The sequence below is a fragment of the Myxococcus stipitatus DSM 14675 genome, from assembly GCF_000331735.1.
Lineage (GTDB): Bacteria > Myxococcota > Myxococcia > Myxococcales > Myxococcaceae > Myxococcus > Myxococcus stipitatus.
The window spans coordinates 6,274,471-6,288,100 of sequence record NC_020126.1 but is presented as its reverse complement, the minus strand read 5'-3'; the positions used below and the strand labels follow the sequence as shown (position 1 = coordinate 6,288,100).

Here is a 13,630-nt window from a genome sequence, read left to right as displayed (position 1 = left end):
GCCGCCGTGAAACGCGCAGTCAAGCTCTCGGCCAGCATACTGGTCACTCTTCTCTTCCTCTGGTGGGCCTTCCGGGACACCGACTGGGGGACGCAGTTGGCCAGCATGAAGTCGGCCAACTACCTCTGGTTGTTGCCGTACTTCCTGTGCCTCGTGGCCATCCACGTGTTCCGCACCTTGCGCTGGGGCAGCCTGTTGTCGGGGCTGGAGAAGATTCCCTTCCGCAAGCTGAACGAGGCCTCCGCCATCGGCTTCATGATGTTGCTGGTGCTGCCGTTCCGGCTGGGGGAGTTCGCGCGGCCGTTCCTCATCGCCCAGCGCAGCTCCATCCGTCGCAGCGCGGCGATGACGTCCGTGGTGCTGGAGCGCATCGTCGACGGCCTCTTCGTCGCCGCGTCGATGCGGGTGCTGCTCTTCTTCGTCCCCAACGAGACGCCCGAGGTCCGCTACGTCAAGCTGGGCTCGTGGCTGATGTTCGCCGTGTTCGGCGGCGGGCTGCTCTTCCTGCTCTTCGGGCTGTGGCAGCAGGAGCGCACGGTGCGCCTGGTCCGCTCGACGGTGGGACGCTTCGCGCCGGGGCTCGCGGACAAGGTGGCGGACGTCGTGGACACCTTCGTGGGCGCCATGCGGCAGCTCCCGGACGCCCGGCAGGTGGCGCTCTTCTTCCTCTTCACCGTGCTGTACTGGGGGGTGAACGGCCTGGGGATGATGCTCCTGGCCCAGGCCTTCGACTGCACGGGCGCGGCGGCGGGGAGCACCTGTCAGCCGATGGAGCTGACGCTCTTCCAGGCCTACGTGGTGCTCTGCGTGCTCGTCGTGGGAGTGATGATTCCCGCGGCGCCGGGCATGGTGGGGACGTTCCAGGCGGCCTGCAAGGTGGGGTTGAGCCTCTTCCTGCCGGCGACCGTGGTGAATGCCGGCGGTCTGGCCTACGCGAACGTGCTGTGGCTCGCGCAGACCGCGCAGACGGTCGGCTTCGGGCTCATCATGATGTCGCTGGGACACATGTCCTTCAAGGACATCGCGGGCAAGCTGGAGAAGGAAGGCGAAGCTCCGGCGCCCACGGCTTAGTCCCCCCGGGGGCTACAGCTCCTGCTCCAGCCAGCGGATGATGGCCTCGCGGATGGAGGAAGGGCGCTCGACGCTCTTCCGCCTCCGCGCGGGCCACCTCACGACTGGCCTTCTTCCTTGGCCGCGCCGCGTCCGTACTTGCCGAGGAGGTCATCCACCGCCTCGCGCAGGTACTCGCTCTGGTGGATGCGGGTGCGCCGCGCCAGCTCGCGCAGCTTCTGGACCTGCTCCTCCGGCACCAGCACGTGCGTGGAGACGATGTCGGCGTCGGGCCCACGTGCGTCGACGGACACCTCGGCGGCCGCCGGGGAAGGGGCAAGCTCGGGACTCAGGGAGCTGGGGTTTCCATCTTGCATCGGGGGTTCCTCCTGCGTGGCGCTACAGGCCGCTACCGACCTGTCCGGGGCATTAGGAGGGCGGTCCGGGGGCTCGTCAACAAATCGGCCCGGGGCGCCAAGGGGCATGTCTGACCCCTTTGTTATCTGTTTTCTAAGATTGGTGTGCTATTGCGCGCCCTTCTCACGTGGAGCCGACTGATGAACTTTCGTGGATTGATTGTTTCCGCTGTCGCTGTTCTTGCGTCCTCTGCCTTCGCGGATGGGGTTCGTGCCCCCCTGTCCGTGGCGACCAGCTCCGTCGTCGCGCAGTCGTGTCAGCCGACGGCGTTCTCGCTGACGGCCATCAACGCCTCGTCCCTGGAGCCGACCCGGCTGACGTGGAACCAGGGCTCGAACTGGGGCGCCTGGCACTACATGGACACCATCGCCGCCTACACCACGCCGCAGTGCCCGGCGACGCCCGTGACGATGCAGGCCGTGGTGGACGAGCTGTCGTGGCTGCACCAGGGCATTCCGTCCTTCGCGGACGGGACGGTCACCAACCGGGCGGGTCTGTCGCAGAGTGTCTTCCTGTCCTCGAACTACTACGGCAACGGCCTTGCGGTGCTGGCGGCCATTGACTCGTTCACGGGCGGTGGAGAGGTCCAGGCCTGGATTGCGAACCAGGAAGTGCCTTGCCACAACTGCCACGAGTTCCAGGAGTACGCCGTGCTGTACTACCCGGCGACCCGGAAGGTCGTCGTGCTGCAGGGCTACACCGGCTACGATTCCTGAGTGATTCCGATGTGAGCGCGGCGCCGGTCCCTGTCTGGGGGCCGGCGCCGTTTGTATTACATGTATCAGGTGGGGTGGCTCGGCGTTCGCGGTGTGACGGGATTGGTACGCTCGTTTGTCAGGTGGTCACGTTATTGTGATTGTCCTGGAGTAGCCCACCTGGAGCGGACGGATGAGTCTTCGCAATGGATTGATGGCGTTGTGTGTGGCTTGGGGTGTCGCGGGCTGTGGGGAGACGCAGCCGGAGCCCGTGGCCGAGCAGCCGGCGACGGGAGTCTCCGAGGCGGCGGCGACGGCGACGCGCATCTATGCGACGGAAGCGTCACTGGAGCTGAGCTTCGAGACGATGGGGACGTTCGAGACGCGCAATGGCAGGCGCGTCCTGATTCTCCGGGCGACGGCCAATCGCTATCTCCAGGATGTCTTCAGCTTCATCCCGGATGACATCTACGGTGAGGCGAACATCATCAGCGAGCGCCGGTTCGAGATTGCGCTGGACGTGGAGAACGAGCTCAACGCGGTGTTGTCGGGGCTGCCGCTCTTCGTCGGGGTGAGTACGTTCACGGGCACGCCGACCTCCTACACGGCGAAGATTGAGGTGTTCCCCCGGTTCTTCGACTTCCGTGGCTCCGAGGGGATGTGGGTCGATGAGAAGGTGGACCCGTACTTCGTGCGGAATGGGGGGAACAACGTCGTCTACCGGGGGAAGGTGGATGGGCCGCTCCAGTCGCTCGCGGTGACGGCGGCGGACGGGGTGCCGACGGTGGCGGCCTCGGGGGCGAATTCGTACCGGTTGGACTGGTCCTACGGGACGGTGCACGACGCGATGGATCCGCACACGGTGCCGCTGACCTTCACGGCGAGCCTGGCGGGTGGGGTGACGGCGCAGAAGACGGCGCGGCTGGTGCCGAGGGTGACGAGCCTGGCGCTGACCACCGGGGATGCCTACGAGGTCTGGCCGACGCCGGAGTGCCAGCTGCCCGTGTACAACTGCATCCATGCGCAGCCGCAGGGCACGACGGACTACGCGGCGTGCGGCACGTTCCGGCAGGTGCAGCGGTGCTGGTATGTGAATGACGTCTGCGCGGAGACGGCGCCGCAGGCCCTCTCGCTGGAGCCGCGTGATGCGACCTCGCTGGAGCCGGCGCGGTTGGCGTGGAACGTCGGGTCCAACGGGGGCGTGTGGTACGGGCTGAAGCCCATCGAGGCGTACTCGACGCCGCAGTGCCCGCAGTCGCCGCCGACGCTGCAGGGGGTCTTCGAGCAGCTCCAGTGGTCCGCCGAGTACAGGGACATGCCGGGATTCGGGGACGGGACGGTCACGAACCGGGCGGGGCTGGCGCAGAGCGTGTTCCTGAGTGACAGCGGCTACGGGGATGGCGCGGCGCTGCTGACGGCCATTGACGCCTACGCGGGTGGGGGCGAGGTCCAGGCGTGGTTCGCCACGAGTGAAGTGCCATGCCACAACTGCCACGAGTTCAACCGGTTCGCGGTGCTGTACTACCCGGCGAGCCGCACGGTCATCGTGCTCCAGGGGTACACGGGTTACGACTCGTGAGGTGACGCGGGGCTCGGGTGGGGAGCGAGTCCGGCTTCCCGCCTGGGTGCGCCGGAGCGGGGCGGGGCCTTCCCGCTTGCTTGGGCGGGTGGATGCAGGGGCCTGAAAATAAAAACCCCGGAATCACTCGGGAGAGTGACTCCGGGGCAGTGGCCAGGGTCAGACTTGAACTGACTACCTGCGGATTATGAGACCGCCGCTCTAACCAGGTGAGCTACCTGGCCGTGAAGTACCGGCCCCCTATACCGGGTGCGACGCGCCGCCGCAAGGACTTCGGTACCAAGTCGTCGTACCAGCCCGGTGTTGGGGGGAGGACGGCCCGGGTGCCCTGTCTCGCGGGGGACGGCCCGCGAGCGGATGTCTCGGGTCGGGGCGTACTCCAGGTGAAGCGGCGGGGGCCTCTACATGCAGCTCGCACAGAAGAGCCGGCCCTGTCGGCGGCCGCCTCGGACGCCTCGGCGCAGGCCGGCCACGAGCTTCTTCATGCCCTCCGCCACATCGCTCCAGGACGGCATCGGGAAGCCGCCGATGAGCACGTTCGGATGGCCCACGACGATGGCGCCGAAGTCCGGGACGAGGCCTGGGTCCTTGCCCACCATCATGGACATGACCATGGCGGCGGCATCGGCGGCGAGCTGCGCCGCGGCCACGCCGGCACCTATCGCCTGACCCGCGGCGGCGGACGCACTGGCCGCCGCGGCATTGGCGTCATCCGCGGCGGCCGCCGCCGCTGCCTCGGCGCTCGAGTTCGCCGAGTCCATCGCCGCCGTCGCCACACTGAGCGCCCCCGACACCATGCCGGCGCCGGCCATCACCTTGCTCGCCACGGCCATCACCTTCTGCATCTTCGTCAGGGCCCCGCCGCCCGTCGAAGGGGTGCAGTGCTTGGTGATGTCCCCCATGCGCGCGGCCCGGGAGCCGCCGATGAAGACCTTGCTGGAGCCCGTGAAGACCTCGAGCGGGGGCATGAAGCTGCCGCACGTCACCGCCAGCCCCACGTCACCCGCCCGAGCCGCGGGCAGTCCGTTGATGAGCACGGACATGCAGCCGCTGAGCATCACCGCGCCCAGGCTGGGGAGAGGGATGGGCGGCGCGGGAACGATGAGGCTGGGCGGATGGGCATGCGGGTGCGGAAGCCCGACATGAAGCGCGGTCAGGGTGGCGGCCGGCAGCGCGGGGAAGAGCGCGGCGAGCGGAGCTGTCGCCAGGGCGAACCCGGTGTTGAGCAGTTCCACCGGCGCGTTGATGACCCCTAGCACCCCACCCAGCACCTGGTTGACGGCGCCCACCGTGCCCTGGTGCGCGGGAGGCGCCTGGCGGAAGGGGTCCGTCGTCCGGTTGACGATGCTGGCGAACGAGTCGACCGCGACGTTCTCACCCGTCGGCTGGATGAGGGGAGGGACGGGCGCGGGCGGCCTGTCCGCCTGACGCGCGCCATGGGCCGAGGTGGAAGAGAGGGTGAGCGTCGAGGTCACGCGAGGGTCTCCCGAGGCAGTTCCTGCAGTTCCTTCTTGCACGCCTGCTGCTCCGCCACCATCCTGGCCGCGCCGTAGGCATTCTCCAGGCGCTGCAGCACTGATCGCAACCGCACGGTGTACTCCACGGCTCGACAGAACGTCGCCGCGTCCTTCCACGCCACCACGGCCTTGCCCACGTCCTTGCGCAGATGGCGCGAGACGCCAATCTTCTCCATCGCATCTGCTTTGGGAAAGGGATTGAGGGCTTTGGTCGCGACGCGGTCCGTGATGTCGAAATATCCTTCCGCGTCGGCGTACTGTTTCAGCTCCAGGCTCACATCCCCAGCCGCCATGGAGAGGTTGATGAGGATGGGCAGGGCCAGGGTGTTCACTGCCACGGCCAGGCCTTGCTGGTAGCGCTCCTTGGCCTGCTCGAACTTCCCCACCGCTCGCAACACATCCCCCGCGCCTTGCAAGCAGAGCGCTTGCAATTCCTTCTGGCCTTGCTCGGCGTAGTACGCATGCAGCAAGGCATACTTCTCCGCCGCCGCCGGGTAGCGCTTGTACGAATAATCCAGCGCGGCCAATTGCAGCAGGGCCTGCATCCGCTCGGGCACGGGCGTTGCGGGGTCCACCGCCTCCTGAGCCAGGCTGTCCGTCAGCGCCGCGGTGCTGAGGTCCGGCTCGTAGACGAGCGCGCCCGTCACCCCGAGCTTGCGCAGTGCGGGGACGAGGAACGGGGCCTGCCGGTCATCCCGCACGACGATGCGCAGCGAGCGCATCCATGGCTGGAATCCATCGTGGGGCAGCAACTGGCCCACCAGTTGTGAGTAACTCACCCGGTCTTCAATCTTCAGCGGCATCATCACCCAGACGAGGCGGTGATCTCCGTCCGAGGGAATCAACCCGCGCATGTGTTCGATGGCGGCGCGCAGGCGCGCGGCGGGCGCCTGGCGCATGTCCTGGCAACCGCTGGGAAGGGGAGGCCAGCGCTCCTCGCCTTTCTCCTGTCGCGCCAGGTTGACCCCCTCAAGCTGTGCTTCCAGGTTGGCCACCAGGGCGGTGACGTACTGCGCCGCGTTCTGGGCGTCGTGTGCGAAGAGGAGGAAGAGGTCCGACGGGGTCTCTTGATCGAGCCCCTGGAGCGTTTTGAGGACCCACGCGGCTTCCCCTTCGGTGCTGCCCACCACGAGCAGCAAGTGGTCGCGCTGGTCGACAAAGCCGCTGAGCGTGTCCTGCAGTTCCTGGAGCTTGCGCCGCATGTCGTTGATGAGTGTAACCGGTCTGTGTGACATCCGGCGAGCCGTTCATTTGAGATGAGCCATCTTCCTGTCCACGAGACTGATGCGATATGAAAGGCGACTAGGAAGAATCTCGACTTCCCGGGGGAGGCCACATGTCGGACTCAGACGACGTGATGCACCACGTCCAGAAATCTGTGCAGGTGGCGAAAGGCGCCGGTCAGGCGGTTCGGCAGGCCCGCGAAGGGAATGTTCCCATCCAACAGGTCAGGCAGCCGTTGGAGAGTGCCCTGTCGCAGATTCCCCAGGTCCAGGACGCGGTGCAGCAGGCGCGGCGAGTCGAACAGGCCGTCCATCAGGCATCAGGCGTGGCGAGCCAGGCCCTCGGGGCCCTGGGCGCTTCGGGGGCCCTGGGCGCCCTGTCCCAGGTGGTCAATGCCATCGCGGGCGAGTCCCCCCTGGACAAGGTCCGCTTCTCCTTCACCTCCAACGCGGACCCGGCGGCCGGCTGGCGCGTGGTGGAGTTGCATGCGAGGGAAGGGCTCTCGGAGCTCTATACCTGCACGGTGGACCTGGCGAACGAGCACCTGGGCGCGGACATCGACGGGCTGTTGGGCTCGTCGGCCGAGGTCCTCATCTCCCATGACGCGGGAGCCCGACGTCTGTGCGGAATCGTCCACCGTGTAGAGCACTCGGGGACACAGGCGGGACACCTGTTGGCGCGAGCCCATGTCGCCCCCGCGCTCTGGGCCCTGTCGCAGCGCAAGGACAACCGCATCTTCCAAGAGCAGAAGGTGCCGGAGATATTGGAGGAGGTGCTCACCCAGGGCTTGCGGCCCTTCGAGAGGCCCTTCCGTATCGAGCTCAACCGCGAGTACCTGCCGCGCGAGTACTGCGTGCAGTACCAGGAGACAGACCTCGACTTCCTCCTGAGGCTCATGGAGGAGGAGGGCATCTTCTTCTACTTCGACCACTCGGGGGAGAAGGAGGAGCTGGTCCTCCAGGAGGAGAACGAGCAGTGTCCTTCCTGTGAGGCGGTGAAGGGCTCGCCCATCACGGTGCGGGGGCCAGAGGCCGCCACGGCTGCGGACGAGTGCCTGCGCACCTTCGACTTCTCACAGCAGATGCACACCACCAGCGTGGTGGTGCGAGACTTCAACTGGACACACCCGGACTACGACTTGACGAGGGAGTCCCGTGCCCAGGATGTGCTGGGGCGCGACCGCGAATCCTACGAGTACCCCGCACCGTTGTTGGGCCCGTATGACGCGGGGGAGAAGAAGTACGAGTACGAACCGGCGCAGAAGCAGGAGCAGCTGCGCCGTCAAGCCTTGCACGCGGAGGGCAAGCGCGGCCGGGGCCTGGGCTACGTCACGGGCTTCACGCCGGGCTACATGTTCGAGCTGACGGGGCATGGACACACCGCGCTCGACCAGTGGTACCTGCTGACGCACGTGGAGCACCATGGACGGGCTCCCGAGGAGCTCACGGACGACTCCAACGCGCGGAGGCCCGCGGGCGAGGTGTCGGACCGCTACCACAACACGTTCGAGTGCATCCCGCTGGATGTCTCCTTCCGGGCCCAGCGCCGGCGGCCCCGGGCGCGCATGGCGGGGTTGCAGACGGCGACGGTCGTGGGCCCCGCGAGCGAGGAGATCCACACCGACGAGCACGGTCGAGTGAAGGTGCAGTTCCACTGGGACCGGCAGGGCAAGCGGGACGAGAAGAGCTCCTGTTTCCTGCGCGTGGTGCAGGCGTGGGCGGGGCTGGGGTGGGGCTTCGTCTTCCTGCCGCGCATCGGGATGGAAGTGCTGGTGGACTTCCTGGAGGGAGACCCGGACCGTCCCATCGTGGTGGGCAGTGTGTACAACGGGAAGAACACGCCGCCATACCCGCTCCCCCAGCACAAGACACGCAGCACCATCCGCACCTCCAGCTCGAAGGACAGCGATGGTTTCAACGAGCTGCGCTTCGAGGACGCGAAGGACGCGGAAGAAATCTTCCTGCACGCGCAGAAGGACTTCAACGAGGTAGTGCTGAACAACCACAGCACGTCGGTGAAGGCGAACCAGACGAACTCGGTGGATGGTTCGCAGACGGAGACGGTGGGCGGCGAGCAGACGATGTCGGTGAAGGGCAATCGCACCAAGACGGTGGACAAGGACGAGACGACCACCGTCCATGGCAAGCGCACCGAGACGGTGGACAAGGACGAGACCATCACCATCACCGGCGCGCGAACCGAGGATGTGACGGGGCAGGAGAAGCTGACGCTGAAGGCGGGCCGCGACGCCACCGTGAACACGCTGGAGAAGCTCACCGTCACGGGCAAGCGCGAGGAGACCATCGGCGGGAACGACACGCTGGAGGTCACGGGGGACAAGTCCCAGCACGCCACCAAGAAGTTCGTGATGACGGGCGATGTGCAGCTCCAGGCCAAGCAGGGGGAGTGCAGCATCACGCTCGAGGAGAGCATCACCATCGAGGGCACCAGCAAGAAGGTGGCGCTGCACAACTCCTCGGGGCAGATGGTCATCGACGGGAACAAGGTTGAAGTGACGGCGGTCCAGGAGCTGTCGCTCGTCTGCGGCGCGGCGAGCATCAAGCTCAAGAGCGACGGCACGGTGGAGGTCAATGGCGGCAAGGAAGTCAGCCTGGGGGCCCAGCAGAGCACGGTGAAGCTGGAGGCCGCCGGGGCGGCCATCTCCGCGCCCAAGCTGACCTCCTCGGCCATTGGCATCCACGAAATCACCGGCGCCCTCATCAAGATCAACTGACATGGGGAGCCCGAGCGGGAGGGTTTCGGTCGGACACCCAGTGGATGTTGCCTCAGGTGTCCTCTGGCATGAGTTCGAGGACCACGCGCTTGCGGGCCAACTCAAGCTTGGCTTCAAGCGGCGTTACAGCAGTGCGCTTTCGGGTAGGGCCGAGGGCATGTTCGGACCCGGGTGGTCATCCCCTTTCGAGATGCGCGTCAGGCGTGATCTCGAGGGATACCGGCTGATCGGGGAGGATGGCGAGAGCGAGATCTGCTTCGACGACAGGGCAGGTGCCATCGAGTCGGGCGGAGTCGTCAGGAACCTCGGCGCCTTCCATGAGCTGAGAGGGGAGAAGGGCAGGCTCATCGTCACCCGATGGTCGGCCCACCCGAAGTCTGGGGACATCCTTCAGTTCATCTTCGAGAGCAGGAAGAACACCCCCTGGTGGTTCCTCTCCGCCATCCAGAACCTCCATGGCCGGAGAATCGAGATTCAGCATGACGCCTCGGGTCGGGTCCTGGCCCTGGTTCAAAGGCGCGAGGGGCGCAGGTATCAGCTGGGCTACAACGCTGCCGGCCGAGTCACCGAGGTTCGCCTTTCCAACCCCCTCGGAGCTTCCTCCTCGAAGCAGCAGCTCCCAGGCCGCGACTCACTTGTCTTGAAGTACGCCTACGATGGAAACGGTCGCCTCATCGAGATGACCGATGCTCTCGGCAATGGCAGTCGGTATGAATACGATCCCCTGGGGCGCCTGGTGCGAGAGGTCACCCTGGGAGGAATGGTCTTTCGCTTCTCCTACGATGCGCAGGGGCGCTGCAAGGAGACCACGGGCCAGGACGACTTCGATCAAATCAGTCTGGAGTTCGACCCGGCCCGACGGGTGACCGTGGCGACCAACAGCCTGGGTCACCCCACGCGGTACCACTGGAATGAGGCGGGGCAGGTCGAGCAGGTGGTCTCCCCGCTCGGAAACACACGCACCACCGCCTATGACGAGTACGGGCGCATCACGCGGCAGGTCCAACCCGGAGGTTCAACGACAACCTACGCATACGATGCGTCCGGCAACCTGGCCAAGGAAGTCTCACCGACAGGTGCGACGACGGCTTTCGAGTACAACGCCCAGCATCAACTGCTCTGCACGACGGATGCTCTGGGGCACCGATGGACTCAGGCCTATGACGCTCAGGGCCGCCTCGTCTCCGCGACGGATCCCCTTGAGCAGACATGGTCGTACGATTACGGCGCTGAGGGAGATCTCGTTGGCATCCGCAGTCCGTCCCGGGGAACGCGTCGATTTGAATGGGACCTGCATGGAAACCTGACGGCTGTCACGGACTGGCGAGGCCGTCGGACGCTCTATGAATGGGACGCAAAAGGGCGCCTCTCGGCGATCGTGGATCCGCTGGGTTTCCGTTCAGAAGCAATCAGTGACGTGCTGGGACGTGTCCGGGAGGTCCGGCTCCCAGATGGGACCCGGCGCAGGTACGCCTGGAGCAACTACAACCACCTCACCGAGTACGTGGATGAGCGCAACGCCGCCACCCGCTGGCGGCGTCTGGCATGTGGCCTGGTCTCCGAGGTCATTGCCCCCAATGGCAACCGCTTGCAGTACGAATACAGCACGCTTCCTGGGCAGCTCCTCTGCATCCGGAATGCGAGCGGAGAGACACATCGGTACGAGTACGACGCCGAGGGCCGCAGGATCCTGGAGACAGACTTCTCAGGACGGACTCGCCGCTATGGCTATGATCGAGATGGCAACCTCATCTCGGTGGGGACGGCATCTGGCGGCCGGATCGAGCTGAAGCGCGACCTGGCGGGGGCCATCACGGAGGTTCTCCACGAGGATGGCTCCGTGATCCGGTACACCTATGACCCGCGCGGGTTGATGGTGAGCGCCGACAATGGTGACTGTGTCATCGAGCGGAAGTACGACGGGGCCGGCCGACGGGTGTTCGAGAAGCAGGGGGAGTACGAGATCGAGAGCGTGTACGATGGCGAGGGAAACCGCATCCGGCGGCGCAGCTCCGCCGGGGACGAGACGGCCTTCGAGTGGGATGCGAACGGTCAGGTGACCCGTATCAGCTCGCGAGAGGGGCCCGCCCTTCGCTTCGAGTATGACGCCCGGCTCAATGAGATCGCCCGTTCCTTCGACGGAGGGGTGTCTATCGCTCAGGAATTCGACAGCAGGGGCCGCTGCATCGAGCAGCGGGTGTCCTCTTCGAGCTTCTCGGAGGGCGAGGGCCCGCGCCCCCATCGACGGTATGCCTATGATGCAGCCAGCAATCTCATCTCCATGGAGGATGCTGCCTGGGGGCCCTCGAAGTACGCACATGATGCTGTCAGGCGCCTCACCTCAGTGCAGGAACCCACCGGGGTGACCGAGCACTTCTCCTATGACGCGGCGAACAATCTGACAGCGCTCGGGTTCGCGGAGCCATCCTCGACCCCCGCCCCCGCCAGGACGCGCCTCTTCGAGTATCGCGCTGGTGGAGAACTCGTCGGGGCTGACGGTGTGAAGTACGAGTATGACGCGGAGGGACAGCGCAGCCGGCGCAGGGATCGACGCGGCGACACTCGCTATTCCTGGAACAGCTACGGTCAGCTGGCCCGGCTCACGCTGCCGAATGGGACGCAGTGGAGATACAAGTACGACGCGCTGGGGCGGCGGATTCAGAAGGTCGGTCCCAATAAACGTATCGATTATGTGTGGGACGGCGATGTCATCCTCCATGAGGTCCGCTCGACTTCCAGCGGCGCGCAGGACGTTGTCACCTGGGAGTTCCATCCCAGCGGCTTCACGCCTCTCGCGAAGTCCGACAAGGGGATCCGATATCTGTGCGTCAACGATGCCTCGGGCGCTCCCAGGGAACTGATCGCACCTGATGGGAAGGTGGCGTGGTCCGCGCGGCTCAGCGCTTGGGGCGAACTGAGAGAGGTCGCCCAGAACGATGTGAGCTGCCCGCTGCGGTTTCAAGGGCAGTGGTATGACGAGGAGTCGGACCTCCATTACAACCGGCACCGGTACTACGATCCTGCGACGGGCCGGTATGTGAGCCGTGATCCGATCGGGCTCTCGGGCGGGCTGAACGCGTATACCTATCCCCGCAGCCCGCTCACCCAGGCTGACCCCTACGGACTGACAGGTGGATGCCCTCCGCTGGATTTGTCCATCGTCAAGCAATCGACGGGCGAGACTCGTGAGGAGCACATTCGGCTTCACAACACGGACAACCCCAACAAACCTTCGCACGGCGTCTTTGCTGACGACGGCGTAGCTGTCACCCAGGAGGCCTGGGCGAGAGCGCACACGTTGGGGTTGACGCCTGATTCGACAGGTAGGTTGAATGTACCGATGGGCAGGGACGTGGGACTTCTCGGCGGGATAGCAGGGGCTGCTGCCAACCACCCATTGCTCACCAGTGTGACGATCATCGTCATCCCTGGAACCAACAGGTTGATTACCGCATACCCGGATACCTGAGCCTTGATCTACTACTGGTACAAGGAGTGCTCGTTCTGCCACCAAGGCAGACTGCTGATTGCGCGTGACACGGGGCGGGGCTCGCTCTACCTCCACTGTGAGGAGTGTGAGCACGGCTGGCGTGATCCTGAGCGGATCGACGATCCCAGCGCCCGGTTTCTCACCTTGGTGGCCAAGGATCTTGAGACCGACTACCCCAGCAAGGAGGAGATCGACGCTGCCGGCTGGGGCAAATACCGTCTGCACTCCTTCGAGAAGGCGTGAGTCGCCGGTCCGAAAGGACCTCCACCCATGCGCTTCATGATGGCCCTGGCCACGGCCGCAGCTCATGCCATGGGCTGCGTCTCGCAGCGCAAGTACAACGCGCTGTCCGCCGAGGCCGAGACCTTTGAAACAAGTGGATTGTCTGATTAACAATCCTGCCGTTTGTGCGAAGGCTTGAATGGGATGCGTCCGATGAGTGGTGATGTCCGTTCTGAAATCCAACGTCGATGGCAGAGCAGTGAGGTTCTTCAGATTGACGGGATTCTGTTTGGTGCCGGCGAATTGATATTGATGGATTACACCGTTGTCATGGACTCCGGCACGAAGCAGGAGGATGTCTTCGTGAGCCCCATTGCTCGGAGTTCATTGCAATCGGTGCTTGAGTTCAATGACGACCCTTGGGTCTCTGTCACATCGCTGGGCTCCTGCGAATGGCCCGAGCGCGGCGAGCGGCTGTTTTGCGGCGAAGGCAGCATGGGCAACGAAGGCTTTGTGGCTTCGTGCGCCACGTCCAGCGGTCAGCTCCGGTGGGTCGCATTCTTTACCCGTTCGAATCCGTTTCTCTCGGTTCGAGTGGTTGACGGCTTCATTGTCGCGACATCCTCACATTGGAAGACGTGGAGTTTCCCACCGGAGCATCCTGAACGAGTTCGTGTGGAGAGATGACGCTTCAAGAATGGC

11 protein-coding genes and 1 tRNA gene are annotated in these 13,630 nt (G+C 65.4%); 8 read left to right on the top strand and 4 right to left on the bottom strand.

Annotated features, from left to right (window positions below):
• Positions 1–6 precede the first annotated feature (6 nt).
• Positions 7–1,071 (top strand): lysylphosphatidylglycerol synthase transmembrane domain-containing protein, encoded by a 1,065-nt coding sequence (locus tag MYSTI_RS24340; RefSeq protein ID WP_015350454.1) that lies wholly within the window; start codon positions 7–9, stop codon positions 1,069–1,071.
• Positions 1,072–1,169: 98 nt separating this feature from the next.
• On the opposite strand, the gene MYSTI_RS24335 is transcribed toward MYSTI_RS24340, so the two are convergent.
• A complete protein-coding gene (locus tag MYSTI_RS24335) occupies positions 1,170–1,427 on the bottom strand; it encodes a ribbon-helix-helix domain-containing protein (protein WP_015350453.1) in 258 nt (85 codons plus the stop codon).
• A 180-nt stretch (positions 1,428–1,607) separates the two neighbouring features.
• On the opposite strand from MYSTI_RS24335, the gene MYSTI_RS24330 reads away from it, so the two are divergent.
• Complete coding sequence (locus MYSTI_RS24330) at positions 1,608–2,183, top strand: hypothetical protein (RefSeq protein ID WP_015350452.1); 576 nt, start codon at positions 1,608–1,610, stop codon at positions 2,181–2,183.
• A gap of 172 nt (positions 2,184–2,355) precedes the next feature.
• The gene (locus MYSTI_RS24325; protein ID WP_015350451.1) at positions 2,356–3,741 is read left to right on the top strand and encodes a hypothetical protein; all 1,386 of its coding nucleotides are present in this window, start codon (positions 2,356–2,358) and stop codon (positions 3,739–3,741) included.
• Positions 3,742–3,891: 150 nt separating this feature from the next.
• Here MYSTI_RS24325 and MYSTI_RS24320 read toward each other — a convergent pair.
• The 3 genes from MYSTI_RS24320 to MYSTI_RS24310 all read right to left on the bottom strand — a co-directional run bounded on the left by MYSTI_RS24320 (position 3,892) and on the right by MYSTI_RS24310 (position 6,493).
• Positions 3,892–3,965 (bottom strand) — tRNA-Ile (locus MYSTI_RS24320).
• Positions 3,966–4,142: 177 nt separating this feature from the next.
• Positions 4,143–5,216, bottom strand: coding sequence for a PAAR domain-containing protein (locus MYSTI_RS44215; RefSeq protein WP_015350450.1), 1,074 nt, complete (start codon positions 5,214–5,216; stop codon positions 4,143–4,145).
• A complete protein-coding gene (locus MYSTI_RS24310; RefSeq protein WP_144370139.1) occupies positions 5,213–6,493 on the bottom strand; it encodes a tetratricopeptide repeat protein in 1,281 nt (426 codons plus the stop codon). Before MYSTI_RS24310 ends, MYSTI_RS44215 begins: the two co-directional genes overlap by 4 nt.
• Positions 6,494–6,594: 101 nt before the next feature.
• Between MYSTI_RS24310 and MYSTI_RS24300 the strand changes: the two genes are divergently transcribed.
• The 5 genes from MYSTI_RS24300 to MYSTI_RS43255 are packed head-to-tail and all read left to right on the top strand — an operon-like array spanning position 6,595 to position 13,615.
• Positions 6,595–9,216: a type VI secretion system Vgr family protein gene (locus tag MYSTI_RS24300; RefSeq protein WP_015350448.1), complete on the top strand. Its 2,622-nt coding sequence runs from the start codon at positions 6,595–6,597 to the stop codon at positions 9,214–9,216.
• 1 nt (position 9,217) lies between these two features.
• Positions 9,218–12,685 (top strand): RHS repeat-associated core domain-containing protein, encoded by a 3,468-nt coding sequence (locus MYSTI_RS24295; RefSeq protein ID WP_044281311.1) that lies wholly within the window; start codon positions 9,218–9,220, stop codon positions 12,683–12,685.
• Positions 12,686–12,688: 3 nt separating this feature from the next.
• Positions 12,689–12,949 carry a hypothetical protein gene (locus MYSTI_RS24290; protein ID WP_015350446.1) on the top strand — a complete coding sequence of 87 codons (261 nt, stop codon included), beginning with the start codon at positions 12,689–12,691 and terminating at the stop codon, positions 12,947–12,949.
• 27 nt (positions 12,950–12,976) lie between these two features.
• Positions 12,977–13,099: a hypothetical protein gene (locus MYSTI_RS45355; RefSeq protein ID WP_267881016.1), complete on the top strand. Its 123-nt coding sequence runs from the start codon at positions 12,977–12,979 to the stop codon at positions 13,097–13,099.
• A gap of 42 nt (positions 13,100–13,141) precedes the next feature.
• Entirely contained in the window at positions 13,142–13,615 is a 474-nt protein-coding gene (locus MYSTI_RS43255; RefSeq protein ID WP_144370138.1) for a hypothetical protein, read from the top strand.
• Positions 13,616–13,630 lie beyond the last annotated feature (15 nt).

Excerpts from the sequence above, each read along its gene's own strand:
- MYSTI_RS24335 (WP_015350453.1), bottom strand. The coding sequence starts at position 1,427 with ATGCAAGATGGAAACCCCAGCTCCCTGAGTCCCGAGCTTGCCCCTTCC.
- MYSTI_RS24330 (WP_015350452.1), top strand. The coding sequence starts at position 1,608 with ATGAACTTTCGTGGATTGATTGTTTCCGCTGTCGCTGTTCTTGCGTCC.
- MYSTI_RS24325 (WP_015350451.1), top strand. The coding sequence starts at position 2,356 with ATGAGTCTTCGCAATGGATTGATGGCGTTGTGTGTGGCTTGGGGTGTC.
- MYSTI_RS24310 (WP_144370139.1), bottom strand. The coding sequence starts at position 6,493 with ATGTCACACAGACCGGTTACACTCATCAACGACATGCGGCGCAAGCTC.
- MYSTI_RS24300 (WP_015350448.1), top strand. The coding sequence starts at position 6,595 with ATGTCGGACTCAGACGACGTGATGCACCACGTCCAGAAATCTGTGCAG.
- MYSTI_RS24295 (WP_044281311.1), top strand. The coding sequence starts at position 9,218 with ATGGGGAGCCCGAGCGGGAGGGTTTCGGTCGGACACCCAGTGGATGTT.
- MYSTI_RS45355 (WP_267881016.1), top strand. The coding sequence starts at position 12,977 with ATGCGCTTCATGATGGCCCTGGCCACGGCCGCAGCTCATGCCATGGGC.
- MYSTI_RS43255 (WP_144370138.1), top strand. The coding sequence starts at position 13,142 with ATGAGTGGTGATGTCCGTTCTGAAATCCAACGTCGATGGCAGAGCAGT.